Source organism: Gracilinema caldarium (assembly GCF_029265695.1).
GTDB classification, from domain to species: Bacteria; Spirochaetota; Spirochaetia; order Treponematales; family Breznakiellaceae; genus Gracilinema; species Gracilinema caldarium_A.
The window spans coordinates 1-1,778 of the sequence record NZ_JAJUHW010000085.1 but is presented as its reverse complement, the minus strand read 5'-3'; the positions used below and the strand labels follow the sequence as shown (position 1 = coordinate 1,778).

The 1,778-nt window shown below is 52.4% G+C and carries 2 protein-coding genes; both read left to right on the top strand.

All coding sequences use genetic code 11. From position 1 onward, the window contains the following. Positions 1 to 199 precede the first annotated feature (199 nt). A complete protein-coding gene (locus tag Q7P68_RS13940; RefSeq protein ID WP_304226690.1) occupies positions 200 to 1,477 on the top strand; it encodes an ABC transporter permease in 1,278 nt (425 codons plus the stop codon). An 85-nt stretch (positions 1,478 to 1,562) separates the two neighbouring features. After that, the coding region (locus Q7P68_RS13935) for a hypothetical protein (RefSeq protein WP_304226688.1) at positions 1,563 to 1,778 on the top strand (216 nt) is incomplete at its 3' end.

Sequence of the window (1,778 nt, the reverse complement as noted above, 5' to 3'; positions counted from 1 at the left end):
GGGGCTTCCCGTAGGGGGAAACCTCTATGGTGAATGGAATCCGGACCAGATGGTGGTGGCGGTGATTATCGGAATCCTCATAGCCCTCTATGCAAGCCGTTCCCCAGCCAAACGGGCTGGCAAACTGGAAGTAACCAATGCGCTGCGCTTTGTGTAGCTTCGCTGCGAGAAGCGAAGCAGCGAAGCAGGGAGAACCTTTATGAACTGGATTATTGATTTAGCCCTCAGGAATATCAAACGGAACAGGCGTCGCACGGTGCTGGCAGTCATATCTATCGCCCTTGCGGTAGCTTTGACAACCTTCCTCAATGGTTTTACCAGCGGAGTCCTGCAAAATATGGTAAAAAATATCACTAAAAACGAAAGTGGACACATCCGTATCGCCTCAAGCGGTTTTGTAAAACGGTCCCGCTTTATGCCTATGGATGAACTGGTAAGCAATCCCGAAGCGGTCATTCAAGCGATACGGTCTATTCCCGAGGCAGAAAAAGAAATAGTAGCCATTGCGCCCCGTATCGTTTTTGGGACCCTCCTTTCTAACGGACCAAATACGGTCCCCGCCTATGGTATTGCAGGGGACAGCGGAACCGAGGCTGGGGTACTCAACATGAACCGGAGTATTGTAAAGGGCCGGTATTTGGAAAAGAAGGGTGAAATCATTTTGGGCGAAAAAGCCGCTTCATCCCTGGGCCTTACGGTGGGGGACAGTATCCGTATTGTTACCCAGGGAGCCGATTACAGCCTGCGGCTGCGCCGCTTTACCATTGTGGGCCTCTTTTCTACCGGCCTTGTGCAAATGGACAAGGGTTTCTTTCAAATACCCCTGGAGGATGCCACGGAATTCTTAAGGACCGGCGGGGCAGTGCAGCAGATTCTCATCTTCCTAAAAGATTATACCCGCGCTGGTAAGGTGAGCGCCCAGATAAAACAGAGCCTTGCCAAGGCGGGGATTCCAATTGCAGTAAGCGGCTCTGACGCGGATGGAGAGCTCAGCATTCAGAGCTGGACCGAAATCGGCGAATACCCCCGGCTTATCAAATTGATGGAAGCAATCTACTTTTGGATTGAGCTTGTCATCACCTTTTTGGGGGCCTTTATTATTTCCAACATCATGATGATGGTCGTCTTAGAGCGGAAACGGGAAATTGGGATCCTCAAAGCTCTGGGACTTAACCGGCGGGAGACCCTCAGACTTTTCCTTGCTGAAGGGGCTCTCATGGGTCTTATCGGAAGCGGATCCGGCGCTCTCGTGGGCCTCCTTTTGTGCTGGGTCTTTTCGGTCTATGGGATCGATTTCAGTTCCGCCGTCGGATCCCTGACCTTCCCCATAGACCCGGTTTTTTATTCCGTAGTGAATCCCCTGAATGTGGCTGCCCTTTTTATCATGGGGCTCTTCGTTTCGCTTGTGGTTTCGTACCTGCCGAGCCGCCGGGCAGCCCGGCTTGATCCGGTGGAGGCCATAAAGGCTGTGGCCTGAGTTTTCAAGGGTTTCTTTGTCGCGGGGCCCTTATCGGCCCCGCCGTATTCCAGCAGAATCTTAACTGTAATTATAGGAGTGTTTTATGAATATCAATACAGGTGATTTCCCCCAGGGACTTAAGCGGAAAACGCTTCATATACCCCTCTTGACCCTCGTACTGGTCCTCTTCTTTACAGCAAGCCCTGTCCTGAAAGCCCAAACCGCCCAGGGGCAGGCTGCCCAGGCAGGCCAAACGCAAACCGGTCAGGCCGCCCTGCCAGCCCTGTCCGGAGCAGAAATCTTAAAAAAGATTGATGCC

Coding starts and splice junctions, on each gene's coding strand:
- Q7P68_RS13940 (WP_304226690.1), top strand. CDS start 200: ATGAACTGGATTATTGATTTAGCCCTCAGGAATATCAAACGGAACAGG.